Annotated in this window: 22 protein-coding genes; 10 read left to right on the top strand and 12 right to left on the bottom strand. The window is 68.8% G+C overall.

What is annotated here, in order from left to right; translation table 11 throughout:
* Window positions 1–218: 218 nt before the first annotated feature.
* The 3 genes from ACFTWF_RS37645 to ACFTWF_RS37635 form a co-directional block, all read right to left on the bottom strand.
* Complete coding sequence (locus ACFTWF_RS37645) at window positions 219–1,382, bottom strand: hypothetical protein (protein ID WP_378466166.1); 1,164 nt, start codon at window positions 1,380–1,382, stop codon at window positions 219–221.
* Window positions 1,383–1,564: 182 nt separating this feature from the next.
* A complete protein-coding gene (locus tag ACFTWF_RS37640) occupies window positions 1,565–2,686 on the bottom strand; it encodes a helix-turn-helix domain-containing protein (protein WP_378466165.1) in 1,122 nt (373 codons plus the stop codon).
* A gap of 131 nt (window positions 2,687–2,817) precedes the next feature.
* Complete coding sequence (locus ACFTWF_RS37635) at window positions 2,818–3,657, bottom strand: class I SAM-dependent methyltransferase (RefSeq protein ID WP_378466164.1); 840 nt, start codon at window positions 3,655–3,657, stop codon at window positions 2,818–2,820.
* A gap of 47 nt (window positions 3,658–3,704) precedes the next feature.
* Between ACFTWF_RS37635 and ACFTWF_RS37630 the strand changes: the two genes are divergently transcribed.
* Both ACFTWF_RS37630 and ACFTWF_RS37625 read left to right on the top strand, forming a co-directional pair.
* A complete protein-coding gene (locus ACFTWF_RS37630; RefSeq protein ID WP_378466163.1) occupies window positions 3,705–4,295 on the top strand; it encodes a helix-turn-helix domain-containing protein in 591 nt (196 codons plus the stop codon).
* Between the two features lie 13 nt (window positions 4,296–4,308).
* Window positions 4,309–4,521, top strand: a complete 213-nt coding sequence (locus tag ACFTWF_RS37625; RefSeq protein ID WP_378466162.1) for a hypothetical protein — start codon at window positions 4,309–4,311, stop codon at window positions 4,519–4,521.
* 18 nt (window positions 4,522–4,539) lie between these two features.
* Here ACFTWF_RS37625 and ACFTWF_RS37620 read toward each other — a convergent pair whose 3' ends face one another.
* On the bottom strand, window positions 4,540–5,340 hold the full coding sequence (locus ACFTWF_RS37620) for a helix-turn-helix domain-containing protein (protein WP_378466161.1): 801 nt from the start codon (window positions 5,338–5,340) through the stop codon (window positions 4,540–4,542).
* A 65-nt stretch (window positions 5,341–5,405) separates the two neighbouring features.
* Here ACFTWF_RS37620 and ACFTWF_RS37615 point away from each other — a divergent pair, with 65 nt between their 5' ends.
* A complete protein-coding gene (locus ACFTWF_RS37615; protein WP_378466160.1) occupies window positions 5,406–5,846 on the top strand; it encodes a DUF3224 domain-containing protein in 441 nt (146 codons plus the stop codon).
* Here ACFTWF_RS37615 and ACFTWF_RS37610 read toward each other — a convergent pair.
* The 6 genes from ACFTWF_RS37610 to ACFTWF_RS37585 all read right to left on the bottom strand — a co-directional run bounded on the left by ACFTWF_RS37610 (window position 5,831) and on the right by ACFTWF_RS37585 (window position 13,820).
* Complete coding sequence (locus ACFTWF_RS37610; RefSeq protein WP_378466159.1) at window positions 5,831–6,424, bottom strand: carboxymuconolactone decarboxylase family protein; 594 nt, start codon at window positions 6,422–6,424, stop codon at window positions 5,831–5,833. The two genes, ACFTWF_RS37615 and ACFTWF_RS37610, sit on opposite strands and share 16 nt — an antisense overlap.
* A 92-nt stretch (window positions 6,425–6,516) precedes the next feature.
* Window positions 6,517–8,700 (bottom strand): acyltransferase family protein, encoded by a 2,184-nt coding sequence (locus ACFTWF_RS37605; RefSeq protein ID WP_378466158.1) that lies wholly within the window; start codon window positions 8,698–8,700, stop codon window positions 6,517–6,519.
* Between the two features lie 121 nt (window positions 8,701–8,821).
* Window positions 8,822–9,148 (bottom strand): Rieske (2Fe-2S) protein, encoded by a 327-nt coding sequence (locus tag ACFTWF_RS37600; protein WP_378466157.1) that lies wholly within the window; start codon window positions 9,146–9,148, stop codon window positions 8,822–8,824.
* A complete protein-coding gene (nirB, locus tag ACFTWF_RS37595) occupies window positions 9,145–11,640 on the bottom strand; it encodes a nitrite reductase large subunit NirB (protein ID WP_378466156.1) in 2,496 nt (831 codons plus the stop codon). The genes ACFTWF_RS37600 and nirB overlap by 4 nt, the downstream gene beginning before the upstream one ends.
* A 90-nt stretch (window positions 11,641–11,730) precedes the next feature.
* On the bottom strand, window positions 11,731–12,882 hold the full coding sequence (locus ACFTWF_RS37590) for an MFS transporter (protein WP_378466155.1): 1,152 nt from the start codon (window positions 12,880–12,882) through the stop codon (window positions 11,731–11,733).
* Window positions 12,879–13,820, bottom strand: coding sequence for a PAC2 family protein (locus ACFTWF_RS37585; RefSeq protein ID WP_378466154.1), 942 nt, complete (start codon window positions 13,818–13,820; stop codon window positions 12,879–12,881). Before ACFTWF_RS37585 ends, ACFTWF_RS37590 begins: the two co-directional genes overlap by 4 nt.
* Before the next feature lie 51 nt (window positions 13,821–13,871).
* On the opposite strand from ACFTWF_RS37585, the gene metH reads away from it, so the two are divergent.
* From metH to hisG, 6 genes are read left to right on the top strand one after another with little or no spacing between them, the layout of a single operon-like run.
* On the top strand, window positions 13,872–17,441 hold the full coding sequence (metH, locus tag ACFTWF_RS37580) for a methionine synthase (protein WP_378466153.1): 3,570 nt from the start codon (window positions 13,872–13,874) through the stop codon (window positions 17,439–17,441).
* Complete coding sequence (locus ACFTWF_RS37575; RefSeq protein ID WP_378466152.1) at window positions 17,434–18,126, top strand: HAD family hydrolase; 693 nt, start codon at window positions 17,434–17,436, stop codon at window positions 18,124–18,126. The genes metH and ACFTWF_RS37575 overlap by 8 nt, the downstream gene beginning before the upstream one ends.
* Before the next feature lie 15 nt (window positions 18,127–18,141).
* Window positions 18,142–18,999: a rhodanese-related sulfurtransferase gene (locus ACFTWF_RS37570; RefSeq protein ID WP_378466151.1), complete on the top strand. Its 858-nt coding sequence runs from the start codon at window positions 18,142–18,144 to the stop codon at window positions 18,997–18,999.
* A gap of 1 nt (window position 19,000) precedes the next feature.
* Window positions 19,001–19,894 (top strand): pseudouridine synthase, encoded by an 894-nt coding sequence (locus ACFTWF_RS37565; RefSeq protein ID WP_378466150.1) that lies wholly within the window; start codon window positions 19,001–19,003, stop codon window positions 19,892–19,894.
* 25 nt (window positions 19,895–19,919) lie between these two features.
* Window positions 19,920–20,201 (top strand): phosphoribosyl-ATP diphosphatase, encoded by a 282-nt coding sequence (locus ACFTWF_RS37560; protein ID WP_009473527.1) that lies wholly within the window; start codon window positions 19,920–19,922, stop codon window positions 20,199–20,201.
* Between the two features lie 47 nt (window positions 20,202–20,248).
* Window positions 20,249–21,100, top strand: a complete 852-nt coding sequence (gene hisG, locus ACFTWF_RS37555) for an ATP phosphoribosyltransferase (RefSeq protein ID WP_378466149.1) — start codon at window positions 20,249–20,251, stop codon at window positions 21,098–21,100.
* A gap of 37 nt (window positions 21,101–21,137) precedes the next feature.
* Here hisG and ACFTWF_RS37550 read toward each other — a convergent pair whose 3' ends face one another.
* Both ACFTWF_RS37550 and ACFTWF_RS37545 read right to left on the bottom strand, forming a co-directional pair.
* A complete protein-coding gene (locus ACFTWF_RS37550; protein ID WP_378466148.1) occupies window positions 21,138–21,974 on the bottom strand; it encodes a thioesterase family protein in 837 nt (278 codons plus the stop codon).
* Window positions 21,971–22,876, bottom strand: coding sequence for a RecB family exonuclease (locus tag ACFTWF_RS37545; protein WP_378466147.1), 906 nt, complete (start codon window positions 22,874–22,876; stop codon window positions 21,971–21,973). The genes ACFTWF_RS37550 and ACFTWF_RS37545 overlap by 4 nt, the downstream gene beginning before the upstream one ends.
* A gap of 96 nt (window positions 22,877–22,972) precedes the next feature.
* On the opposite strand from ACFTWF_RS37545, the gene ACFTWF_RS37540 reads away from it, so the two are divergent.
* Window positions 22,973–23,827, top strand: coding sequence for a tRNA (adenine-N1)-methyltransferase (locus ACFTWF_RS37540; RefSeq protein WP_378466146.1), 855 nt, complete (start codon window positions 22,973–22,975; stop codon window positions 23,825–23,827).
* Window positions 23,828–23,840 lie beyond the last annotated feature (13 nt).

Genomic DNA, 23,840 nt, shown 5'->3' with positions numbered 1-23,840 from the left:
GATTCACTCACCGTGACAGGTTATGCGGTCGTGCAGCCGCCGAGCGAACGCCGTGCCGACCTGCATCGACAACACCGAGCTTGAATCGGTTCGTGACGGAATGCCAAAATTTACCGAATAGTCGGGGATGATTCGGGTCCGCACCTATGGGGGTCGCCCATGTTCGACCTTCCGTATCACGATCTCTCACCCCGGCCCGACACCTATGGGCGGGACGCTCAGAGAACGAACAGGACGAAGACGATCGCGACCAGGACGAGCGCCAGCCCGACCGCGGCGGCGACGAGCCACGAAGCCCGGGACGTCGACTCGGGGGACGCGTCGGTCTCGGCCTGCGCGATGCCACGCGGCTCCGGCGGCGTCGCGACTGCGGTTCCGCCGGACACCCGCGCGGGCGAGGCGCCCACCGCCGCTGCGGACGCGGGTTTTCCGGTGGCAGTCGCAGGTTTGGCCGGGGTCGAGGGACCGGAGGGGACGGGTTCGCCGACGACGGCGTCGATCACCTCGGTCACGTCGTACGAGGGCGGCAAGCCGATCGGGGTGACCCTGTGGGTGGTCGGGTTGAATCCGGCGGCGCGGATGGCGGCGCCCAGTGCGGCGGTCTGCTCCGGTCCCGGGCCGACGACGCAACGCACACCGAACTTCTCGCTCACGGTGTTCGCGTAGTCGTGGATGGCCGCGGAGTCCCGCGCGATCAGGCCGTCCCCGGTGACCACGACCGCATCGAGGTTACCGGGCAGCCACCCGAATGCACCGAGTGCGGTGGCGATCTGGGCAGTGGGGGAGCCGCCGGTGGAGAAGCGGAACGCCTTGCCCGCCTCGACGCCGGAGCGGATGAGTGCGACAGTCGAGCCGGTGTCGTCGACGTGATAGATGCCGACCAGCTGTCCGGGGCGCTCGGCGATCTCCGATTCGAACCAGGCCGCGGCGGCTTCGGCGTCCGAGACGAGCGACAGGTAGGACATGTCGGCGTAGTCGAGCGCGTCGCGGAGCGCCGCGACGGCAGCCGAGTCCCAGCGGGTGGGGTACGTGGCCATGATGTCGGGGGCGCCGCCGGTCCGGCCGCCGTGGTCGGGGAGTGGTTCACATTCCCGGAGCAGGCACCGCATCGCCCCCGCCACGAGGTCTTCGGCGCGATAGCGCGTTCCGTCGCCCACGAGGACGCCTGCGGGGTCGCCGACACGGGGGAGGAATCCCGACGTCGTGTGGGTCTCGCCGATCGTGTGCGGCGCCGAACCGCCGAGGATCGCGGTGCCGTCCGGGCACATGTGCAGGACGGTGTCCCGGACGATGACGATCGGATCCGGCGACCCCGGATCGTTCGACGCCACGACCGCGGTGGATACGACACTGCCGATCCTGAGCCCGACTCCCATGGACATGCAAGTACCTCTATTCGTTTGCGAACGGATTGCGACTTCCGTCAGGCCCGTTCCGACTCACTCGGTGAGGCCACAAGATGTACATCCTGCTACCCGAGCACGCTTGTGTGCGCCATCACGCGCGGCGTGGCGTGGTCGTGTCGCGCACATTCGGTCGGATTCGGCCTGCCGACGGTGATCGGTCAGGTCACCGTCGGTGCGCCGAGGGCTGTTCTCCACTCGGGCACGTTCTCCGTCATCCACGTGAGGAGATGCTCCGCTTCCTGCGGATGCCGCCCGGTGCCGGCGAGCAGGTCGGCGAACGCCTGCGCGGGCGCGACCACTCGGACGTTGTCCCGGTACAGGGTGCGCTCGAACACCGCCGCCGATCGGGGGGTGGCGACGAGGACATTGGCGCCCTGGTCGACGGGGCGGAGTTCGAGTGCGGCGGCCAGCGGCTCGCCGTGATCGGCATAGATCTGGACCTGATGCGCCGGCGCGTATTCGACGAACGCGGCGGCCGCGACCGATCCCGTGACCGCATACAGGTGGTCGGCGACCTTCCCGAGTTTCGTGAGGAAGGACTGCACGCCCTCGGGTGCGAAGTAGCCGACGGTGGGGCAGTCCGTGAAACTGGTGTCGCTGCTCCAGGCGCGCAGCATCTGCTGCCACCGCACGCTGGTGATGGGTCCGCGGGGGAGCCGTTCGAGCAGATCCCGCTCTTCGAGGGTTTCGACCACCCGGTAGGTGGCGCCGGTGGACGCACCGGACAACCGGATGAGTTCGGGGACCGTGAGTTGACCCGAGTGGTCGGCGAGTGCGCGAACCACTCGCGCGGCGGGGTCGCCGGTCAACTGGGCGGCGGGACGGCCGGGACCGCGCCACGGGTCGGCGTCCGCGCCGCGATCGCGCACCCAGATCGCGGGCCGGTCGGCGGACAGCGAGGTGTTGCCCGTCGCGTCGGCGTAGGAGAGGCCCCTGGCGTCGAGTTGCCGGCGTACCGGTTCGGAAAGGTAACGAGCACAAACGAATCCGCGGTCCGATTCGGACAGGCTGTCCGCGAAACGGGCGGCGTCGCCGGCGAGCACCCCCCGGGCGGGAATGACGGAAAAGGACGCCACCTCGCCGCCCGGGGCGCCGACCAGTAATCGTTCCGGGGCGTCGGCGAGGGAGCGTGACTTCCCGGACGTCAACGTCCAGCCGTGGGGGAGTGCGGCTTGCAGCGTCGCGATCGCCCGGCGGTAGAGGTCGATGTCGCGTTCCGGCTTGGGAAACGGCACCTTCGGCTCGCTCCCGGCGAATTCGGCGTTCTCCTGTGTGGCCACATCTCGAGCGTAACTAAATCGGTCACCTACGGAAGGCAGAAATAACCCGAATCTGCCTGCCGCGGTCGCGTGCCCGACCGACACACCACATCAGATCCGAACTCACCACGATCACACCGTCGTCGAGCTCATCACGTACGCCGAGCCGCCCAGGCCGTCCGGCTGCCACGGGGGACCAGATCCGTGCGGAGTAGAACGCTCTGCGGGTCGTCGTCCGACAGGAGGAGGTCGAGAGTGCTGCGATCGTCGGCGGCCAGTTGACCGTCGAGGGCGGAGCGGACGCGGCGCAGGTGGGCATGTGCGTAACGTCCGGTGCTCGGCGGCGCCGGGGTCGCATCGCTGACGAAGGTGCGTTCCTCGACGACCTCGAAACCGGTGTGCTCCAGGTGCGACCGCCAGTTCGGATGCGAGTTCCAGTTCATCCGGGCCAGTGCGTCGTGGCAGCGTGACTCCAAACCCGGACGGCCCACGCCGACGTCGTCGGGCAGAAGGCGTGGCAGGGTGTCCATCTCGACCACAATCAGCACGCCGTCGGGGTTCAGCGCGCCGTGCATGTCGCGGAGCACGCGATCGGGGTCGGATACCTCGTGCAGCGACGAGGCGGCCCACACGACGTCTGCGTCATCGACCGCCGGCCATGCGACGTCGAGATCGGCCTGCACGACGCTCACCCGGTCGGCGAGACCCTGCTCGAGCGCGGCAGTTCGGACGCGCTCGAGCATGAACGCCGACCGATCGATCGCGATCACCTCGGCCGAGGGGAACCGCCGGGCCAGAGTCAGGGTGCCGACACCCGTTCCCGCGCCCACGTCGACGATCCTGCGCGGGGTCTCGCGGGTGTGCTGTCCGGCCCATTCGGTCAGCGGTTCGAGGTAGGACCCGAGGACTTCGGCGTCCAGGTCCAGGAGGTCTGCCAATGCGGGTCCGTGGTGGTGGGCGTGCGCGGTGTGGTGATGCGAATGCTGTGCCATGTCTCCAGGCTAGCGAGACAATGCGCTGGAAGCATATGATCTTGCGTATGACGCAAGAATTGGGGTTGGACGCCGTGATCCGCCAGCGCATCCGCGGCCTGAGGGTGGCGCGGGGATGGTCGCTCGACGCTCTCGCGGCGCGTTGCTACCTCAGTCCGTCCACCCTCAGCCGCATCGAGACCGGGCATCGCAGGATCGCGCTCGATCAGCTGGTCCCCATCGCGCGGGCACTGGGCACCACGCTCGATCAGCTCGTCGAGTCCACGGAAGACGACGATGTGGTGATCCGACCACAGCCCGAACACACCCGAGGGCTGACGACCTGGCTGCTGTCCCGCGAACGTGCGCTCCACGGTGCCACCGTCGCGAAGATGCGCATCACCCCCGAACGGCCCGCCGGTCCGGAGCACGTCAGCGTGCACCCCGGCCACGAGTGGTTCACCGTCCTGTCGGGGACCGCCCGCCTGCACCTGGGGGAGCGCACCATCCTGATCGAAGAGGGTGCGGCAGCCGAATTTTCGACCATGGTGCCGCACTCCATCGGCGCCCACGACGGTCCCGTCGAGATCCTCACCATCTTCGACCACGACGGCGAGCGTGCCCACCTGCACGCCGTGGACGCGCCTGCGCAGCCGTGATTGGCTTACCGGCATGTCCCCTTCCGAGGCCTCAGATCAGACGGAGTTTCCCGCGAGCATGGGAAAGGTGTCGCGACGCGAACTCGCGGCGCACGGCTACACGCGTTTCGATCAACTGACGACGGTCACCGCCAGAGAGCTGTTGAAGATCCACGGCGTCGGACCCAAGGCGATCCGGATCCTCGGGGAGGAGCTTGCGGAGCGGGGACTCGGCTTCGCAAGCTGATCGGCGGCGCCGGACGCGCTACAGCAGGCCGTTCGCGCGCTGGTAGGTGGCAGGCGGTGTACCGACGACCTCGGTGAAGACCCGGGTCAGGTGGGCCTGGTCACTGAACCCCAATTCGTAGGCGAGCGCAGACCAGTCGATCCTCTCGCCCGAGTGGGCGGCGGCGGCCGCGTCGAGGACGCGAAACCGCTGGATCACCCATTTCGGTCCGATGCCGACGTACTCGGTGAACAGTCGTTGCAGGGTGCGCAGGCTGCAGCCGGCGTGTGCGGCGAGTTGGTCTGCGCGGACGATGTCCCGGCGGCGCTGGGCGTCGCCGACCAGGGCCGTGACCTCCCGTCCCGTGGGATCCGGAACGGGATCGGAGCGCAGAAGGTACCGCTCGAAGGCGTCGATCATGTCCGCGCTGTCCGTGCCGGCGAGGATCCGTTCCGCGACCGGGCGGTCGTCACCGGCGAGCAGATCCCGTCCGGGCTGGACGGTTCCAGAGATCGCACCGAGGCTGCCCTTCAACAGCGGCCGGAACCCCCCGGCGTGGAAGGCGACTCCCAGCACGTGGCCGTGTCCCGTCAACGTTCGGTAGAACGGCGACCGGGAGAGCCCGTGCACCAGCAACTGTCCGTCCTCGGCGGCGATGTGAACGCGCGGCTGGGGGACGACCTGCTGCCGATGGGGCTTCGGCACCGACCACCTCACCAACCAGTGGTAGTCGACGAACTCGGCCAAATCCGTTCGGGGAGCTACTCGTTCGACCTCGAAACCGGGTGCGTCGGCGGTCGGGCGGACGATCGCCTCCGGGTGTCCTGGCACATTCGGCACTCGCCCATCCTAGTGTCGCGAATGTTCAAGAACGCCACGGCGTCGCGTACCTAGAGTCTCCTGACATGAGCTACTCACACACTGCTCGAAGCAAGTTCACCATTGCGTCGTGGTCGGAATCGGTGATCACCGACGTCGACGGCGAAGGTACGACCGCCGGCGACACCTATTATCCCGCGCGCGGCGCCACCCGGGCGGCCGTCGAATACTCGTACTCCGGGGACGTCGAGGGAACGAGCACGGTGGCCTACTTGATCGCATACAAGGCAGATGCCGCGCCGGTGCTCGGCCTCGAGCGCTTCGAGGGCTCGATCGGCGGGCACGACGGAACGTGCGTGTTCCAGCACCTCGGCATCCAGGACCAGGGTTCCGTGTCGGCACGGATCGAGGTGGTGCCGGGCATGGGCACGGGCGGTCTGACCGACCTGCGCGGCAGCGCAGACCTGTCCATCACCGGACCCGGCGACAGCGGCTACGAATTCGTCCTGTCCTACGACGTCGGCTGAGTACGGGTCGTGCGTGTGCTCAGCGGCTTCAGGCCACACGACGCCGCGAGGCCCTGCGACTCGATGCCGAACGCGGTGTTGGAGCGGGTCATGAAGTTCGTCAGTGCGATGAACGCGGTCAGTTCCACCATCGCGGCCGGGCCGAGTGCCCCCAGCAGCCTGGCCGACAAGTCGTCGGTAACCGTCGGCGGGGTCAGCGTCATCGCCTCGGCATACTCCAGCACGTCGCGCTCCAACGGGGTGAAGACGTCCGACTCGCGCCACCGGGGCACCTCACGTGCCTTCGTCTCGTCCAGTCCCTTGTTGTGGGCTTGGAAGTAGCCGTAGTCCAGGCAGAAGCCGCAGCCGACCATGCTCGCGACCGCCATGTGGGCAAACGATTTCAGATTCTCGTCACACCGGTCCCACTTCTGTGCCTTGCGGCCGACGGTGAAGCTGAAGTTCAGCACCTTGCGGTTGTGCCACACGACCCCCACCCCGTCGGGCACGTCGCCGAGCATCTTGCGGGACATCCGCTTGACGACCGCACCGTAGATGCCGGTCAATTCTGCCTGTGGGATCCTGGTATTGCCGGTCATGATTCCTCCTCCGGTCGGAATGTTCTCGGCATAGAGACACCGGCCACGAGCCGAATGTGACATCCGAACCGGATTCTTTTCGCCGGCCGCCCTCAGCCCGGTGCGAGTGCGAGGTCGGCGAGCGCCGCGACAACGGGAGTGAGCGCCTGCGCGTGTTCGAGGGTCAGGTGGTTGTCGTCACGGAACACGAGGTCGTTGCCGACGACCACCGGACAGCGGTCGGTGGTACAGAACAGCGAGGTGAGGTCGGCGTACCGCCCGCCCCCGGCGGTGGTGGCGGCCGCCTCGGCCGCGACGCCAACGCCGTCGATCGCCACCTGCCGCGGCGGCGAGCAGGCGGTCGCGTCGTCCAGATGATCGGACAAGCAGGTCGGAACGGTCGACTTCGGATCCGGAATCGGCCCGAGCACGAGAACGGCTGCGCCCGTGGCCCGGATCTCCGTGACCAGGCGGGTCAGACTGTCGAGCCAGGCCTGACCGTAGACGGTGAAACCGAAATCGGCGCCGTACCGCCGGGACATGCTCAGCACGACCAACCGCGGCCGCTCCGTCTGCAGGCGGTCGACGATCTCGCCCCGCCATTGCTCGCATTCCGTGTACTCCCGGCCGAGATACGGGCTGGTGAGAGGCAGGTCGAGAAGCGGGCAGGTGACCTTGCCCATGGTCTCCAGCCGCCAGTGACGCTGCTCGGCGGCCTGCTCGAACGCCGGCGCCCACATCGCGGCGTGTGAATCGCCGACCAGGGCCACCGTCGTCGGTGAGGTCACGTCCCCGGACGCGCACTCGTCCTGCCCGACCTCGCGCCACGAGCGGACGCAGCCGTTGACGAACACCGCCGGCTTGTCCGCCGGAGCGTCGGCGAGCGGTGGCGACAGATTCGACGGGACAGCCTGGAGCCCGGCCGATTCCGCGACCGCGGCCTGCACCTGTGCGGTCACCGCCTGCACCGCGGCCTCCTGCGGATCGACGACCGCCGCCGGGACGGGTGGCGCGGCGACGGTCAGCGCCGCGGCCTCGGCGCCGTGCCCGACGGGTACCGGCCGCAGCACGAGCAGCACCAGCGCTGCGCAGACGGCAAGCGCGGTAACGGTGCCGCCGACCGCGAGACTGCGCGCGGTCGAGTGCCGCAGCGGGGTCGCGAAGCGGACGGGGTTCTCGATCAGGTGCAGAGTCAGGAGGGCGAGTCCGGCGGACACCAGAAGGATCGCCAGGCGGTCGGTCACGACGAGTGAGCGGCCGAGGACGATCGGGGCGAGCAGCAGCACGGGCCAGTGCCACAGGTACCACGAATACGACATCCGGCCGACGGCCCGCATGGGCGGCAGCGACAGGCTCCGCCCGACGCCCAGTCGTGGTGCAGCGCAACCGGCCCCGATCACCAGCACCGTGCCGGCGACGGGCAGCAGGGCGGCCGTCCCGGGATAGGGTGTCGTCTCGCCCAGCCGAGTGCAGGCGACGACGATCAGGGCGAGGCCTGCCCACCCGGCCGCCGCGGCGACCACCGCCGGCAGGCGCCGCCAGTGCCGGATCGACAGCGCCACCAGCCCGCCGGCCGCCAACTCCCATGCCCGCGAGGGGAGCGAGAAGAACGCCCACGGCGGGAGGTTTCGGGTCCAGTCGAGCGAGACCGCGAACGATGCTGCCGCGACCGCGGCGAGGAGCAGCAGGTACGGCGTCGCCGACGGTGGGGCGTCGGACTCGGTGCGCCGGGTCCGGCGCCGAACGAGCCAGGCGACTGCGATGATCAGCGCCGGCCACAGCAGGTAGAACTGCTCTTCCACGCCCAGCGACCAGTAGTGCTGGAACGGCGACGGGGGCGTGTCGGCGGCCAGGTAGTCGGTGCCGTGCAGCGCGAAACGGTAATTGCCGACGTAGAGCGCGCTGGCGATGCCGTCGCCGAGAACCTGACGCGCCTGCAACGGCGGCAACAGGACGGCGGCGCCGATTGCGGTGGCCACGAGCACGACACACCCGGCAGGAAGGAGCCGACGTGCCCGCGCACCGTAGAACTGGGTGAGCCGGACGCGGCCGGTGGACGCCACGTCCCGCCACAGCAGCCCGGTGATGAGAAACCCCGAGACGACGAAGAAGATGTCGACGCCGGCGAACCCCCCGGCCACTCCCGGGACGCCCACGTGGAACAGGACCACGGCCAGCACCGCGACCGCCCGCAGGCCTTCGATGTCCGGGCGGAAGCCGATGCCTGCCTGCGGCACGCCGTTCGGGTGCCGCCCCGCGGACAGCGTCCCCCGTTCCGGACTTGCGACGGCATTCATTCGACCAACGACCTGTCCATGCGACGAGCTCCTTCGGCTGCAGCCCTGGCCTCATGATGACAGCGGAGCCGTCGTTTTCCGGAAGCCACGCCGTACCGGAACGCCCCGGTTGTGAGCGTTCTCAGACGTGTACGACCACCGATCCGTCGTGGATCGATGCGGCGTAGGTGCGCACGGACCCTACACTTTCGGACGGGCAGGCGCCGGTGTCGAAGGCGAACGCGTACTGGTGGAGGGGGCACATCACGCCGCCGGCATCGATCTGCCCGTCGGCGAGGGGGCCGCCCCGGTGGGGACACACCGCGTCCATCGCGCGCACGGTGCCGTCCGACAACAGGAACACGGCGACCTGACGGTTCTGCACCACGTACGTCCGTCCTTCGCCCGGGGTGAGGTCGCTGACCGGCCCCACTGCGACGCCGGAGGGACCGTCGATCAGGGCGGTCATCGGACCGGCACCCGGGGGAGCGGCAGCAGGGGGAGTGAGGGGGCGAACTGCGCCGGCGACTTCGGTGCGGTGCGTTCCTTCCACGGGTCGCGGTAGCCGTCCACGGCCGTCTGGATCCGTTCGTCCAATCCCGTCACGATGTCCTCCTCGTCTCGGACCAGCAGCGCCTGAAGGTGTTCGAGCCCCACCCGCGGCACGAAGTCGTAGGTGCGCTCGAGCCATTTCGCGTTCTCGCGGTAGTACTGGATGAATCGCCCGCCGAGTTCCAGTACCGCTTCCGGTGATTCGACCGTGGCAAGCAGGTCGCCCTTGCGGATGTGTGCTCCGGCGGCGCCGCCGACGTAGATCTCCCAGCGGCCGTCACCGACCGCGACCACGCCGAAGTCCTTGCACAGGGCCTCGGAACAGTTGCGGGGACATCCGGCGACGGCGAGTTTGAGCTTCGCGGGTGTCTCCAGACCCTGGAACCGCTCCTCGAGTGCGATGCCGAGGCTCGTCGAGTCGCCGAGGCCGTAGCGGCAGAAGTCTGTTCCGACACAGGTTTTCACCGTGCGCATGCTCTTGCCGTACGCGAATCCGGACGGCATGTCGAGGTCGCCCCACACCCGGGGCAGATCCTCCTTCTTGATGCCGAGGAGATCGATGCGCTGCCCGCCGGTCACCTTGACGAGCGGGACGGCGTACTTGTCGGCGACGTCGGCGATCTTCCGGAGCTGATCCGGCGTGGTGACGCCGCCCTTCATCTGAGGGACCACCGAGAACGTGCCGTCGCGTTGGATGTTGGCGTGCACGCGGTCGTTGATGAACAGCGCGCCGCGCTCGTCGACCCAGTCCGGACCCCAGATGGTGCGGAGCAGCGACGCCAGCGGCATCTTCGCGGACGCGTCCTCCTCGCCGCCGGTCGCGAGTTCGGTGAACACCTGCGACACGGCGCGGAGGTCGCGTTCCCGGATGGTCGCGACGAGTTCGGGCTTGCTCAGGGGGATGCACGGCACGTACCAGTCTGCGGACGGATCGGCCTCGAGTTCGCCGCCCGCGGCGCAGGCGACGATGTCGGCGACGAGGCCCTTGCACGAGCCGCAGCCCTTGCCCGCCCGGGTCTGCGCGCAGACGTCGGTGAGGGTCTTGGCGCCGGAATGGACGCAGGCCACCAGATCGCCCTTGCTCACGCCGTTGCAATTGCACACCTGCAGATCGTCGGGAAGGTCGGCGGCACTCGCCGCGGTAATCGGGGCCCCGACGTCGAAGAGCATGCTGATCCGCTCCTCCGGCAGCGGAACCTTGCCGTCGAACGCCTGGGTGAGGAAGCCCGCCTTGCTGATGTCGCCCATCAGGGTGGCGCCGATCAGCTTGCCGTCCCGGACGACGAGGCTCTTGTAGGTGCCGCTGCGGGGTTCGTAGTACTGGACGAACTCGTCGTCCGCCGTCTCCGGGCCCTTGACACCCATCGCAGCGACGTCGACGCCCGCGACCTTCAGCTTGGTGGTGGTGCGCGAACCCACGTAGGCCGCTTCCGGATCGGAGCCGGTGAGGACGTCGGCGAGGATGACAGACTGTTCCCACACCGGTGCGACGAGGCCGTACGTTTCCCCACGGTGCTGGGCGCACTCGCCGACGGCGTACACGGAACCCTCGTCCTCGCAGCGCATCTGGTCGTCGACGACGACCCCGCGCTCGACCACCAGTCCCGCGGCGCGCGCCAGTTCCGTGTTGGGCCGGATTCCCGCGGTGACGACGACCATGTCGGCGTCCAGGGTGGATCCGTCGACGAACGACACCCCGGTCACCAGGCCGGCGTCATTCCGCAGCACGGCGGTGGTCCGCATCGACGTGTGGACGCCGACGCCCAGCTTCTCGATCTCGGCGCGCAGGACGCTGCCTCCGCGCTCGTCGAGCTGCTGGTTCATCAAGTGCCCGGGGGAGTGCACCACGTTGACCGTGAGCCCTTGCGTGCGCAGCCCGTACGCGGCCTCGAGTCCGAGCAGTCCGCCACCGATCACCACCGCCGACACGTCGTCGCGGGCCTGCGCCATCTGCAGCATGCCGTTGGTGTCGGCGATGTTCCGGAATCCGAACACACCGCGGGCCAGGCGTCCGTCGTGCTCCCGCAGTCCGTCCATGTTCGGGAAGAACGTGTTGCTTCCCGTGGCGATGATCAGCACGTCGTAGTCGACGACGCGGCCGCTCTCGCACGTGACGGACTTCGCGAACCGGTCGAGCGCGATCGCGCGGTCACCGGCGTGCAGCTTGACGCCGTTCGCGGTATACCAGCCCATGGGATTGAGGATCAGGTCCTCGTCGTCGATGGCCGCCTCCCCGGACAGCACGTGCGAGAGCATGATCCGGTTGTAGTTGCCGTACGGCTCGTCGCCGATCATGGTGATCTCGAAACGCTCGCCTCCACCGCGATTCAGGATCTCCTCGACGGTGCGCGCGCCGGCCATACCGTTGCCGACGACCAGCAGCTTGCTCGAACTCGGTGTGTGGGCCATGCACCGAGGCTCCGCCTCCGGAGTGTCGTAACGGCTGCGTGCGCGTTACGTGGGAATCAGGAACACCTCACAGCCCTCCCGGACCTCGTGTCAGGCAGGTGAGCGGTCGCGGGGCATCAGCAGTGGGGCCAGCACGGCGAGGAGCGCGGCGGGCAGAAGGAAACCGGCCGCGGGCGACACCGCGTACACCGGGGTGAGGGTGATCGGGGCGAGCGCGTTGCCCATGAACCGCAACGCCTGCACGACGGAGACCGCGCCGCCCCGGTTCGGGCCCGGCGATCCGAGCACCGCGGCATTGACCCCGACCAGGATGAACTGACCGGCGGTTCCGGCCGCGAACCACGCCACCGCCACCACTGCGAGGAGCGACACGGTGCCGGCGGCCGCGACGAGAATCGCCCCCGCGAATGCGCCGATCAGCACGGCGGCCCGGGCGCCGATCCTGTCGATGACCCCGCCGACGAGCCGTGCGGTGAGGATGCCCGCCACCCCGAATCCAGTGAGCAGTAGCCCGCGCTGCGTGGGGCTCAGCCCGAACACGTCCTCGGCACGGAACGCGACCAGGAAACTCAGCCCACCCAGCGCGCCCCAGCCCAGGAGTGCGACCATTCCGATTCGCAGAACCGACGGGGTGAGAGCGTCGCGCAACCGCGGGCTGGCGGCACCGGTTTCGGCGGGAGCGCTGTCGGGCACACCGACCGCCCCCAGCACCGCGGCGACCAGCGCGATGACGAGGAAGGCGAGCCGCCAATCGACCTCGGCCGCGAGTCCGCCGACGAGAGGCGCGCTCGACTGCCCCGCGGCCTGGAAGGCGCCGAAGATCCCCAGCGCGCGGCCGAGATGCTTCTGCGGCGTCGACGCTGCGAGCGCGGCCAGCAGCAGTGGCGTCGTGAACGAGTTGGAACACCCTTGCAGCACGCGGGCGCCGAGAAAGAGCGGGAGCGTCGGCGCGAGGAAACACGCCAGCGACGACAGGAGGTAGACCCCGTAGGCGATGCGCACCGTCCGTGTCTGCCCCCACCGGGCGCCGAGCGTCCCCGACACCAGCATCAGCAATGCGAACGGCAGCAGGTAGGCCGTCAGCGAACTTGCGGCGGCGGACGCGCTGACGCCGAGGTCGTTCCCGATCTCGGGGAGGATGGAGGCGACGACCCCGCCGCCGAACGGACCGAGGAAACCGCCGGCGTAGAGCGCCGTGCGCTGGAGCGAGGAACGAAGCGACCCGGATGAGTTCTTCGTCACAGCCCGAAGCTGCCGGGCCCGCGCCTGCGGAGGTACCGCTCGAACTCGGCCGCGAGCGCGTCTCCGTCGATCTTCGAGATGGCCTCGGAGATGTCGGTCTCGGCATCGCCGCGCTCTTCGAGGGAGCGGACGTACTCGCCGATCTCTTCGTCGTCCGCGGTCATCTCCGTGACGGCTTCCTGCCAGTCGTCGGCCTGGGACGGCAGCTCGCCGAGGGGGACCTCCATGTCCAGGACGTCCTCGACGCGCTGCAACAGCGCGACCGTCGCCTTGGGGTTCGGCGGCTGGGACACGTAGTGGGGTACGGCCGCCCAGAACGACACGGCAGGCACACCGGCCCGGACGCACGCGTCCTGCAGCACACCGGTGATCCCGGTCGGCCCCTCGTACCGGGTCTGCTCGAGGTTGAACCGCTCGGCGGCCTCGCTGCTGTAGGCGCTGCCCGTCACCGGGACCGGCCGCGTGTGCGGGGTGTCCGCGAGCAGCGCTCCGAGGATCACCACCGTGTTGATCCGCAGTTGGTCGATCAGCTCGAGGAGGTCCTCGCAGAAGCTGCGCCAGCGCATGTTCGGTTCGATCCCGCGCAGCAGCACCACGTCGCGGGCGCTGCCGGGAGGCGAGCACACCGACAGCCGGGTGGCGGGCCACACGATCTCCCGGGTGACGCCGTCGACCTGACGCACCGTGGGACGATTGACCTGGTAGTCGTAGTATTCCTCGGAGTCGAGCTCGGCGAGCGGCTGGGCGTCCCAGGTCAGCTCGAGATGCTCGACGGCGCCGCTCGCGGCGTCACCGGCGTCGTTCCAACCCTCGAAGGCGGCGACCAGGACAGGGTCACGAAGTACGGGCACGCCGTTGTCCGCCGCACCGGCATCCACGGTGTCGGGGGCGTCGTCGTCGCGGCCCGCAGGCGTGACAGGGAACTCACTGGAACTCACCCACCCAGCCTACGGCCAGCGTTGGTTCGCGCGCCCACTAGTCTGGACGGCATGTCTGCGCCATTTCACTCTGCCCTGCTCGATGCGTTGAACCAGCGCGTTGTCATCGGCGACGGAGCCATGGGCACCATGTTGCAGGCCGCGGATCTCACCCTCGACGACTTCCTCGGGCTCGAAGGCTGCAACGAGATCCTCAACGACACCCGCCCTGACGTGCTGAAAGACATCCATCGCGCGTACTTCGAGGCCGGGGCCGACGCCGTCGAGACCAACACGTTCGGCTGCAACCTCCCCAACCTCGCCGATTACGACATTTCGGACCGTATCCGGGAACTGGCCGAGAAGGGAACGCGGCTGGCGCGTGAGGTGGCCGACGAGATGGGTCCGGGGCGCGACGGCATGGGCCGTTTCGTCCTCGGCTCGATGGGGCCCGGAACCAAGCTCCCGACGCTCGGCCACGCACCGTTCGCGACTCTTCGCGACGCCTACGCCGAGGCCGCGATGGGCATGATCGACGGGGGCGCCGACGCGATCCTCGTCGAGACCTGCCAGGACCTGCTCCAGGTGAAGGCCGCCATCCTGGGCAGCCAACGGGCGATGGAGACGCTGGGGTCGCGGCTGCCGATCATCACCCACGTCACGGTGGAGACCACCGGCACGATGCTCCTCGGCAGCGAGATCGGTGCCGCGCTGACCGCGCTGGAGCCGCTCGGCATCGACATGATCGGCCTCAACTGCGCGACCGGCCCCGCCGAGATGAGCGAGCACCTCCGGCACCTGTCGAAGTACAGCTCGCTCCCGGTGTCGGTGATGCCCAACGCCGGACTGCCGCAGCTCGGACCGAACGGCGCCGAGTACCCGCTCACCGCGGAGGAGCTCGCGGAGGCGCTCAGCGGCTTCGTCACCGAGTTCGGTCTCGGTCTGGTCGGCGGCTGCTGCGGCACCACCCCGGAGCACATCCGGCAGGTGGCCGAGGCGGTCCGCCTCGTGGAGAAGGCCGAGCGCACCCCGGTGCACGAGTCGGGGACGTCCTCGCTCTACACGGCGGTGCCGTTCGAGCAGGACGCCAGCATCCTGATGATCGGTGAACGCACGAACTCGAACGGCTCCAAGGCTTTTCGTGAGGCGATGATCGCCGAGGACTACCAGAAGTGCCTCGACATCGCGAAGGACCAGACCCGCGACGGCGCGCACATGCTCGACCTCAACGTCGACTACGTCGGCCGTGACGGCGCCGCCGACATGGCCGCGCTCGCGAGCCGGTTCGCGACGGCCTCGACGTTGCCGGTCATGCTCGACTCCACCGAGCCCGCGGTCCTGCAGGCCGGCCTCGAACACCTCGGCGGCCGGTGCGCCGTCAACTCGGTGAACTACGAGGACGGCGACGGTCCGGATTCGCGGTTCCAGAAGATCATGCGGCTCGTCAAGGAGCACGGCGCTGCCGTCGTCGCGCTGACCATCGACGAGGAGGGGCAGGCGCGTACGGCGGAGCACAAGGTCCGCATCGCCGAGCGCCTGCTCGAGGACATCACGGTGAACTGGGGCCTCGACGAGTCCGACGTCATCATCGACGCCCTGACGTTCCCGATCTCCACCGGTCAGGAAGAGGTCCGCCGCGACGGCATCGAGACGATCGAGGCGATCCGCGAGCTGAAGAAGCGGCATCCGCGGGTGCACTTCACCCTCGGTGTGTCCAACATCTCGTTCGGCCTGAACCCGGCGGCCCGGCAGGTCCTGAACTCGGTGTTCCTGCACGAGTGCACCGAAGCCGGGCTGGACACGGCCATCGTGCACGCGTCGAAGATCCTGCCGATGGCCCGGATCCCCGACGAACAGCGGGAAACGGCCCTCGACCTGGTCTACGACCGTCGCCGGGAGGGCTACGACCCCCTGCAGAAGCTCATGGAACTGTTCGAGGGCGTCTCCGCGGCGTCGGCGCGCGAATCCCGCGCCCAGGAGCTGGCGGCGCTCCCACTGTTCGAGCGGCTGGAACGTCGCATCGTCGACGGCGAACGCAACGGCCTCGACGAGGACCTCACCGCCGCGATGGAGGAGAAGCCGCCGCTCGCGATCATCAACGAGACCCTGCTGTCCGGCATGAAGACCGTCGGCGAGCTCTTCGGGTCCGGGCAGATGCAGCTGCCGTTCGTGCTGCAGTCGGCCGAGGTGATGAAGGCGGCCGTCGCGTACCTCGAACCGCACATGGAGGTCACCGACGAGGACGGCAAGGGCCGCATCGTCATCGCCACCGTCAAGGGCGACGTCCACGACATCGGGAAGAACCTCGTCGACATCATCCTCAGCAACAACGGCTACGACGTCGTCAACCTGGGCATCAAGCAGCCGATCGCCACGATCCTCGACGCCGCGATCGAGCAGAAGGCCGACGTCATCGGCATGTCCGGGCTGCTCGTGAAGTCGACCGTGGTGATGAAGGACAACCTGCAGGAACTCAACGCCAAGGGTGTCGCGGAGAAGTTCCCCGTCCTCCTCGGTGGTGCCGCCCTGACCCGTTCGTACGTGGAGAACGACCTGGCCGAGGTGTACGAGGGCGACGTCAGCTATGCGCGCGACGCGTTCGAGGGCCTGCACCGGATGGACGAGATCATGGCCGTCAAGCGGGGCGGCGCACCCGACCCGGACAGCCCGGAAGCGATTGCGGCCCGCGAGAAGGCGGCCGAACGCAAGGCCCGCCACGAGCGGTCCAAGCGGATCGCGGAGAAGCGCAAGGCCGCCGAGGTCCCCGTCGAGCTGCCGGAGCGGTCCGACGTGGCCACCGACATCGTGGTCCCGAGCCCGCCGTTCTGGGGCAACCGGATCGTGAAGGGCGTGTCGCTGTCGGACTACTCGGGTCTGCTCGACGAGCGTGCCCTGTTCCTCGGCCAGTGGGGTCTGCGCGGGCAGCGTTCCGGCGACGGTCCCACGTACGAGGAACTGGTGGAGACCGAGGGCCGGCCCAGGCTGCGGTACTGGCTCGACCGGCTCAGCACCGAGGGGATCCTGGCGCACGCCGCGGTGGTGTACGGGTATTTCCCCGCCGTCTCCGAGGGCGACGACGTGGTCGTGCTCGCCGACCCGACGCCCGACGCGGAGGAACGGTTCCGGTTCACGTTCCCACGCCAGCACCGGGACCGTTTCCTGTGCGTCGCCGACTTCGTCCGGTCCCGCACGGAGGCGAAGGAGGCCGGTCAGGTCGACGTGTTCCCGATGCAGCTGGTCACGATGGGGCAGCCGATCGCCGACTTCGCGAACGAGTTGTTCGCCGCCAACGCATACCGCGACTACCTCGAGGTGCACGGCATCGGTGTGCAGCTGACGGAATCGCTGGCCGAGTACTGGCATCAACGGGTCCGTGAGGAACTCGTGCTGCCCGGCGGTCACAACGTGGCCGAGCAGGACCCGTCCGAGGTGTCCGGATTCTTCGACCTCGCGTACCGCGGCGCCCGCTACTCCTTCGGGTACGGCGCCTGCCCCAACCTGGAGGACCGCGCGAAGATGGTAGCGCTGCTCGAACCCGAACGGATCGGCGTGAAACTGTCGGAGGAATTGCAGTTGCATCCCGAGCAGTCCACCGACGCCTTCGTGCTGCACCACCCGGAAGCGAAGTACTTCAATGTCTGACGCGCAGACGGGTCTCGCAGGCGTTCTGTGGGACATGGACGGAACGCTGCTCGATTCCGAGAAGATGTGGGACGTCGCGGTCCGGGAGTTGTCGGTGCACCTCGGCGGTCCCATGACCGAGGAGACACGGCTGAAGACGATCGGCGCGTCCAGCGCGAACGCGCTCGGCGTCATCTTCGACGCTCTCGGGCTCGACCGGGACCCGGCGGCGCTCGCCGAGGCCAAGGAGTGGATGTTCATCCGCGTCGAGGAATTGTTCGGCGACGGGATCCCTTGGCGGCCGGGCGCCCACGACGCCCTGCGGACCGCGCGGGCGCACGGCCTGCGGTCGGCGCTGGTGACCAACACCGAACGCCGGCTCACCGAGCGCGCCCTCGAGACGCTCGGCCGGCATCACTTCGACCACTCGGTGTGCGGCGACGAGGTTCCGGCGGGCAAACCGCACCCGGACCCGTATCTGCGGGGCGCGGAACTGCTCGGGCTCGATCCGTCGCAGTGCCTCGCCATCGAGGATTCGCCCACCGGCGCCGCGTCCGCGCAGGCCGCGGGTTGCGTCGTGCTCGTCGTCCCGTGCGAGATCACGGTGGACGACGGCCCGGGGCGGGTGTTCCGGGACAGCCTCGAGGGGCTCACCGGTTCCGACCTGGTCGACGCGTGGGCGCAGCGGAGCGGTGTGCGTCTCTAGGTATCCTGGTTTCCCGTGGCTGTCCCGAAAATCGTGCTGTTCTACGTGTTCACTCCGCTCGCCGACCCGGAGGCGATACGTTTGTGGCAGTACACGCTCGCCGCGGCACACAACCTCACCGGGCGGATCCTCGTCTCCGAGCACGGCATCAACGCGACCGTCGGCGGCGACATCCACGACGTCAAGCGATACGTGAAGGGGACGCGCAGCTACACGCCGTTCAAGAACGCCGACATCAAGTGGTCCGACGGGCTCGGTGACGACTTCCCGCGCCTGAGCGTGAAGGTCCGGTCGGAGATCGTGACGTTCGGTGCGCCGGGCGAGCTGAAGGTGGACGCCGGCGGCGTCGTCGGCGGTGGCACCCACCTGGCGCCGGACGAGGTGCACCGACTGGTCGAGGGCCGCGGCGACGACGTCGTCTTCTTCGACGGCCGCAACAGTTTCGAAGCGGAGATCGGTCGGTTCCGGGACGCCGTCGTGCCCGACGTGTCGACCACCCGCGAGTTCGTGACCGAACTCGACAGCGGCAAGTACGACCACCTCAAGGACAAGGCGGTGGTCACCTACTGCACCGGCGGAGTCCGCTGCGAGGTCCTGTCGTCGCTGATGCGTGCGCGCGGGTTCGGGGAGGTCTACCAGATGGACGGCGGCATCGTCCGCTACGGGGAGACGTTCGGCGACACCGGTCTGTGGGAGGGCTCGCTCTACGTCTTCGACAAGCGGATGTCCGTCGAGTTCAGCGATCGGGCGAAGACCCTGGGACGCTGCACGGAATGCGGCGGACCGACGTCGCGGTACGAGAATCTGCCCGACGACCGGGGCCGCGAACTCGTCCTCGTCTGCGATGGCTGCGCCGAGAACCGGACCGCCTGAGATGGCCGGGGCGCCCCTGCCGGTCCGCAACGGGCTGGGTCCCGATCGCCTGCGGATGCCGGCCGGACGCGACACGAAGACGGTCGCCGACTTCCTGATCCAGACGTACCCGCACGAGCGCGCGCACTGGCTGTCCCTGATCGACGGCGGCGGAGTCGTCGACGAACACGGACGGGTGGTCGACCGCGGCACCCGGTATTCCCCGACCCGGTTCGTGTACTTCTACCGCGACCCGGCGCCGGAGATCCCCGTTCCGTTCGAGATCGACATTCTCCACCGCGACGACCACCTCGTGGTGATCGACAAGCCCCATTTCCTCGCCACGATTCCGCGCGGCGTGCACATCACCGAGACGGCGGTCGTGCGGCTGCGGAGGGCGCTCGACCTGCCCGACCTCACGCCGGCGCACCGCCTCGACCGGATGACGGCCGGGGTGCTGGTGTTCCTGGTGCGACGAGAGGATCGCAGGCCGTATCAGGAACTGTTCGTGTCCCAGCAGGTCACCAAGGAATACGAGGCCGTCGCCGCACACGACCCGGAGATCGCGTTCCCGCGGACCGTCCGAAGCCGCATCATGAAGGAACACGGGATCATGACGGCGACGGAGGAACCGGGTGAACCGAACAGTGAAACCGTCGTCGACCTGATCGAGACCCGTGACGGACGCGGACGGTACCGGCTGCTGCCGAAGACCGGCCGGACGCACCAACTGCGCCTACACATGTCCTCGCTGGGGCTGCCGATCGAGGGCGACAACTACTACCCGGATTTCCGCCGATCCGAGCCCGGCGACTTCTCGACTCCGCTGCGCCTGCTGGCGCGGGCCATCGAGTTCACCGATCCCCGTTCCGGCGACGTCCGCCGCTTCGAGAGTCGCCGCACACTCGGGTGGTGACCGGTTCGGAGAGGTCCGCGGCGGCGTGAAACAATGGGTCCTCGTGAAGACCTTCGAATCCCTGTTCGCCGAGCTGACCGAGCGTGCCGCTACCCGCCCCGAGGGGTCCGGCACCGTTGCCGCCTTGGACGCCGGCGTCCATTCGCAGGGAAAGAAGATCCTCGAAGAGGCGGGTGAGGTGTGGATCGCCGCCGAGCACGAGAGCGATGAGGCGCTCGCCGAGGAGATCTCCCAACTGCTGTATTGGACGCAGGTGCTGATGGTGGGTAAGGGCCTGAAACTCGAGGACGTCTACCGACATCTGTGATCGGTGATCGAGACTCCTCCACCCGCTCCCGAAAGGAACCCTCCGCCATGCTGCGCGTCGCAGTCCCGAACAAGGGCTCGCTGTCCGAGTCCGCCGCCGAAATCCTCTCCGAGGCCGGTTACCGCCGTCGCACCGATTCCCGCGACCTGACCGTCCTGGATCAGTCCAACCAGGTCGAGTTCTTCTTCCTGCGCCCCAAGGACATCGCGATCTACGTCGGATCCGGTGAACTCGATCTCGGTATCACCGGCCGCGACCTCGCCCGTGATTCGGGCGCCCCGGTCGCCGAGCGGCTGTCGCTCGGCTTCGGCCGCTCCACGTTCCGGTACGCAGCCCCCGCGGGCAAGGACTGGAAGGTCGAGGACCTCGCCGGACTCCGCATCGCCACGTCCTACCCGAACCTGGTGCGCGACGACCTGTCCGCCCGTGGGATCGAGGCCTCGGTCATCCGCCTCGACGGCGCCGTGGAGATCTCGATCCAGCTCGGCGTCGCCGATGCGATCGCCGACGTCGTCGGATCCGGTCGCACGCTGCGTCAGCACAACCTGGTCGCGTTCGGCGACACCCTGTGCGACTCCGAGGGTGTGCTCATCGAGCGGGCCGGTTCGCCCGCCGACGATTCCGCGCGCAACCAGCTCGTCGAGCGCGTGCGCGGCATCGTGTTCGCGCAGCAGAACCTGATGCTGGACTACGACTGCCCCAAGACGATCCTCGACGCCGCGTTGAAGATCACCCCCGGCCTGGAATCGCCGACGTTGTCGCCGCTCGCCGACGAGAACTGGGTCGCGGTCCGCGCGATGGTGCCGATCAAGGGCCACAACGGGGTCATGGACGAACTCGCGGACCTCGGCGCCAAGGCGATCCTCGCGTCGAACATCCGGTCCTGCCGCGCGCTCTGAACCCGTTCCGCCGCACGATGATCCGCGCCCGTTCCGGTCAGGAGCGGGCGCGGACCTGTACGGTCTGGGCGATCCGGCCGACGGCTCCGGTCTCGTCGTAGAGGATCCCCGCGCACATCCCCACTCCGTCGGGGCCGATGGAGGTTTCGGAGCTGACTCCGACCCAGTCGCCCTCGGGTACCCGGAAGATGTGGACGGTGAGGTCGGTGTTGAGGAACGTCCAGTGCGCCGGGTCGAGCTTCGATCCGACTCCGTTGGCGATGTCCGCGATGGCGAACAGCCGCTCGAGTGGAGTCATGGTCTCACCGAGAACCAGTGCGGGCCGCGGCTTCGCCCACAGCTTGCCGGGGCCCTCGCATCCCATCTCGGCGATCCACCGCCAGTCGAGGGTGGTCAGGTAGCCGGCGTTCCAGCTGCCGCCGAACGCACCGTCCCGGCCCGCGGATCGCGGTTCGAGGGGCGGGTCGACGACATGGACGGCGTCGCTCGTGTCGACGGTCTCCATGCGCCAGGCCGAGCCTCGCGCCACGGCACGGGGACGGTCGCCGACGGTCCACAGTTCCGCAACCACCAGCTCCACCCGGCGTCCCGGACGCTGCACCCAGGATCGGACTTCGAGTTCGGCGATCGGGATGGGGCCCAGGATCTCGACCACCACCCGGGTGAGGCGTGCGTCGTCGCGCGCGGCGCACCGTTCGAGCGCCCGCACGAGCAGTGCGGACGGGGGAGCGCCGTGCTGCATCGTGTCTGCCCAGACGCTGATCGTCAGGTCTGTGCTGCCGAACCGCTCCACGGTGACCTTCTGGTCCGAGCCCGGTGTCGGCGCACCCACTGCTTCCGAACCGACTGGTACGTAGTAGGACTCGGAACTCATTCGACAATCTCCTCGAAACCCGGTGCGTCTTCGGCGGGCCCCTCCGGCCACCCGGGGTAGGGAGGCGGCGTTCCACCGAACGAGGGGCACCGGGACTTATGATCACACCAGTCGCAGAGGCGACTCGGCTTGGGTCGGAAATCGCCGGTGACGCCGGCGGCGAGAATGGCCTTCCAGATCGCCGACAGCGTGCGCTCGAACCGCAGCAGTTCGTCCTCGTCGGGTGCGTACGTGAGGACCGTCCCGGACGCGAGGTAGAGCAGACGCAGTTGCGCCGGGACGATGCCCCGGGTGCGCAGCAGGACCAGCGCATAGAACTTCATCTGGAACAGCGCCTTGGACTCGGACATCTCGCGGGGCGCACGACCCGTCTTGTAGTCGACCACCCGGACTTCGCCGGTGGGGGCGACGTCGATGCGGTCGACGAACCCGCGGAGCACCACTCCGTCGTCGAGTTCGGTCTCGACGTGCTGTTCGCACGACTCGGCCTCGAACCGAGTGGGGTCTTCCAGTTCGTAATAGGCGGTGACGAGGGACCGGGCCTCGTCGAGGAACGACTCGCGTTCGTCGCCCGGAACCAGATCGATCAGGTCGGGTGCCTCCGCGAGGAGGCGCTCCCACGACGGGAGGACGAGGTCGACGGCGCGCGCGGGCACCCGTTCGGCCGCGGGGAGCCCGAACAGTGTCTCCAGTGCGGCGTGTACCACCGTGCCCTTCACCTGCGCCCGGGACGGAGCCTCGGGGAGCCGGTCGACGGCGCGAAAGCGGTAGAGGAGCGGGCACTGTTTGAAGTCGCCGGCGCGGGACGGGGACAGGGCGGGCCGCCTGCGGGTCGCCGAGGTGTCGTCGCGCTGTGACGGGGAACCCGTTACGACGGGGGCTGGCGACTCTGAGATGCTCACACCTGGCAGGGTAGGCCCCCGCTCCGACAGTCCTGTCGGGGCTGCGGTGTGGGTGCCGGACGGTGCCCGGACGAACAGGCTGAGGAGTCGGTGACGATGGTGGGACGCGAAACGCGACCGAGCGGACCGTTTCGGGTGGGCGATCGCGTCCAGTTGACGGACGCGAAGGGCCGGCACTACACGGTCAACCTGGAGGCGGGCAAGGAGTTCCACACCCACCGCGGCGGCATCCTGCACGAGGACCTGATCGGCACCGACGAGGGCAGCGTGGTCAAGTCGACCAACGGCACCCCGTACCTGGCGTTGCGACCGCTACTCACCGACTACGTGCTGTCGATGCCGCGCGGCGCGCAGGTCATCTACCCGAAGGATGCGGCGCAGATCGTCCACGAGGGTGACGTCTTTCCCGGGGCCCGGGTGCTCGAGGCCGGCGCCGGGTCCGGAGCGTTGACGTGCTCGCTGCTCCGTGCGGTCGGGCCCGAAGGCCGGGTCATCTCGTACGAGGTGCGCGACGACCACGCCGAGCACGCCGTCCGGAACGTCGAGACGTTCTTCGGGGAACGCCCGGAGAACTGGGACCTGACGATCGCCGACGTCGCCGAATTCGACGCCGAGGCGGCGGGTGGCCGGGTCGACCGGGTGGTCCTCGACATGCTGGCCCCGTGGGACGCGCTGCCCGCGGTGTCCGAGGCGCTGGTGCCCGGCGGGGTCCTTATCGTCTACGTCGCGACCGTGACGCAGCTGTCGAAGGTGGTCGAGGCGATGCGCGAACAGGAATGCTGGACGGAGCCGCGGTCCTGGGAATCGATCGTCCGCGGATGGCACGTCGTCGGGCTGGCGGTGCGCCCGGAACACCGGATGCAGGGCCACACCGCGTTCCTGGTGAGCGCCCGGCGGCTCGCCGAGGGAACGGTCACTCCCAAGCCGCAGCGCCGGTCCGGCAAGGGCTGAGACGTGACTTCGG

The sequence above is a fragment of the Rhodococcus sp. NPDC056960 genome, from assembly GCF_042674125.1.
Lineage (GTDB): Bacteria > Actinomycetota > Actinomycetes > Mycobacteriales > Mycobacteriaceae > Rhodococcus_F.
Note: the sequence above shows the minus strand (reverse complement) of the source record. Positions and strands in the feature narration are given on the sequence as shown.